Origin of the sequence: Rhodocytophaga aerolata, assembly GCF_030503435.1 — a bacterium.
Lineage (GTDB): Bacteria > Bacteroidota > Bacteroidia > Cytophagales > 172606-1 > Rhodocytophaga > Rhodocytophaga aerolata.
In genome coordinates this window covers 1-2,512 of the sequence record NZ_JAUKPO010000126.1, presented here as the reverse complement: position 1 = coordinate 2,512, position 2,512 = coordinate 1, and the positions used below count along the sequence as shown (strand labels likewise).

2 protein-coding genes and 1 pseudogene are annotated in these 2,512 nt (G+C 36.5%); all 3 read right to left on the bottom strand.

The annotated features are described in order from the left end of the window. Positions 1-676: 676 nt before the first annotated feature. Complete coding sequence (locus Q0590_RS37025) at positions 677-1,075, bottom strand: hypothetical protein (protein ID WP_302042726.1); 399 nt, start codon at positions 1,073-1,075, stop codon at positions 677-679. Positions 1,076-1,185: 110 nt separating this feature from the next. Beyond that, positions 1,186-1,641, bottom strand: a complete 456-nt coding sequence (locus tag Q0590_RS37020; protein WP_302042725.1) for a hypothetical protein — start codon at positions 1,639-1,641, stop codon at positions 1,186-1,188. 131 nt (positions 1,642-1,772) lie between these two features. Beyond that, a pseudogene (locus tag Q0590_RS37015) lies at positions 1,773-2,420 on the bottom strand (FISUMP domain-containing protein). Positions 2,421-2,512 lie beyond the last annotated feature (92 nt).

Sequence of the window (2,512 nt, the reverse complement as noted above, 5' to 3'; positions counted from 1 at the left end):
AGGATTCACCCATTTTCTTCTTTAAGAAAACATAGCAGAAATCTCGCAAATCTACTAAGTGTTTAATCATCCCTTTACTTACCAGATGATTCATAATGTATAGGGGGATTGATGATGGGCGGTACAAGTTTATTCAAACCCCAGGGTATGAGTATACATAAGGCAAAACCTGTCAATAACATTAGATATGATATTTTTACAAGCCTCTTGTATTTTTGAGCTGGTATTTGCTTATTGATGGGATAAACGGCAATTTTTCGGAAAAGGTAGAGAAACAATAAGATATAGGGCACAAACAACAACAGGCTGGAGAAAAGCACTATCAAAATATTCTGTGAATAAAAAATAGAGGGCAAACCGATGCCTGTCCTGTTCATGATAGTACCTACCAGCAACAAAAACGCTATATAGTAAAGGCCAAAAAAAGCCATAAGCTGAATCTTATACCACAATTTAGCTGACTCTTCTCCTTCATGCTTTTCTAACCTCACATAGCAAAAGTCACGTAAATCTACTAGCTGTTTTAACATATTAGATTTATTGTTTTAGGGAAAATTCGTTTTACTATTTAATTTTGGCTAATGTAACATGGCCACCTGCACACCGTTTGCATCTGCTTTGGTATTGCGTTGACTGCAACGGTTGTCAGCCGTGGCTGGTGTTAGGCACTTTCACTTTATCTACAGTTTGTAAAGTAATTCTTTTCTTGGCTTATCCAAATTGAATCGTTTTCCTTCGTCTTCAAGTGTGCTCCAATGGTGTAAGATCTTTTATTGAGTCCTGATTCATCTTCTTTACAACCTGTGACAAACTCCAATCTAAGGGTATCATTTGGGCGAAGAAAAGGTATATTGTGACCATTATAGGTACCTGCTATTAATGTATACTTATCTTTTTGCTTGGGGTCTAACCACACGCTAACTTGATACATTTGCCCTTCCACTACTGTATCACTAGCAGCTTTTATAACTACATAGTTGTTATCATCCTGATTAATAGTTGACTCTTCTTTGTTACCCTGATTACAAGAAGCAAGTAAATTTATTCCAATAATAAGTATTCCTAAATTTTTCATTTGATAGTGCCTAACGTAGCACAGCTTCCCGGCGGCGAGCCCTTGTGCTAAGGTTAAGCTTTGGATGGGCCGCTGATCGGATGAAGCAAGTGTTGGCTGCCGTACTTGTTCTAATCTATAATTGCATGCATATCCTGATAAACTAATTCTTGTTTATCCTTGATTACCTCAATTTTCCACTTTACCTCATACAATTCTTCTGGGTAAGACAATCCATTTGTTTTTCGCATCCCGCCAAGCTTATCCCATTTGTCTACTTTCATTTTCGCATCAAAGCACTGTTGCTGATTGCGGAAATTCACTACCATATATACCATTTCTCCTTCTTGAAGAAATGTTTTGAAAAAATACCTAAAATCGTCTGATTCCTTAGATTTCAACAATTTAATAACCTCTTTCTGATACTCTGTTGAAGTAAAATCAGCAGTGCCATGTATCATATTGGCAACTTTAGTATTGCAATCTGGCTTGGATAAAAAGTAAGCCTTAGGCAAACTAACAAAAGCCATAAACAATGGTATAACAATAACTGCACTTCCAATCAAAATCCATTTTATCTTTTTCATATATTCTTGAGTTGAGTGGTTAAAACTCTATTATGGCAATTAATGGAACAGGAACCTCCACATACCGTTGCTTGCTTAGGTGTTAGTGTTGGGAGCACGGTTGATGGCAGGTTTGATGTTAGGCACAATTCTTAATCTTTTATACAACGTACACAATTCGCAACGTATCTTTCACTATAGCCTTTAAACACAGTAGCTGATTTGTACTCGAGAGTTATTATTCCACTATCAGTTGAAGACCAATAGCTGGTTATATATCCCATATCATACCAAGCATTTTGGTAGTAACTACCTGAAGGTAAAGCCGAGAAACCTGTTGAGTTTGTAGCACCTACATTAGGTTTTACCCATCCTATAATAGATTTTAATTGTCCGGCAGTTTCTTCTCCTAATTATCCCGTTGATATAGGATTTTTTATTGTATTATCAAGACACGATAGGAGTATAAACCAATCTTGATCATTAGGTAAACGCCATCCTTTTGGACAAACTTCTAAGGCTGTTTGCCAATCATATAAACGTCCATAAGTATTGATATAGCTTGGTTCATAATTATAGGCATAGCTAGAAATGGTATCCCCTTCATTACTTTTTGTAACTTTCAAATTCTCTGCCATCCAAATTTGAGTACCAATTTTAATAGTTTTATAGACATTACCATCAATGTCTGTTACTGGTAGAGGAGGCGTATCCGGCAAAGGAGATATATCTTGCTGTGTTTCGCAGGAGATAAATAAAAGATTGATACAAACAAATAATAGTACTGATTTGATATTCATATAACTCAAGATGTGTTATTTACTTCCTCAATTGTGCCTAATAGACCAGCCGCTACTCGCAGCCGGTGATACATGAATAAGCTCTGCGCGCA

What these genes read in the sequence shown, in the direction of transcription:
- Q0590_RS37025 (WP_302042726.1), bottom strand. Translation starts at nt 1,075, where the DNA reads ATGAAAAATTTAGGAATACTTATTATTGGAATAAATTTACTTGCTTCT.
- Q0590_RS37020 (WP_302042725.1), bottom strand. Translation starts at nt 1,641, where the DNA reads ATGAAAAAGATAAAATGGATTTTGATTGGAAGTGCAGTTATTGTTATA.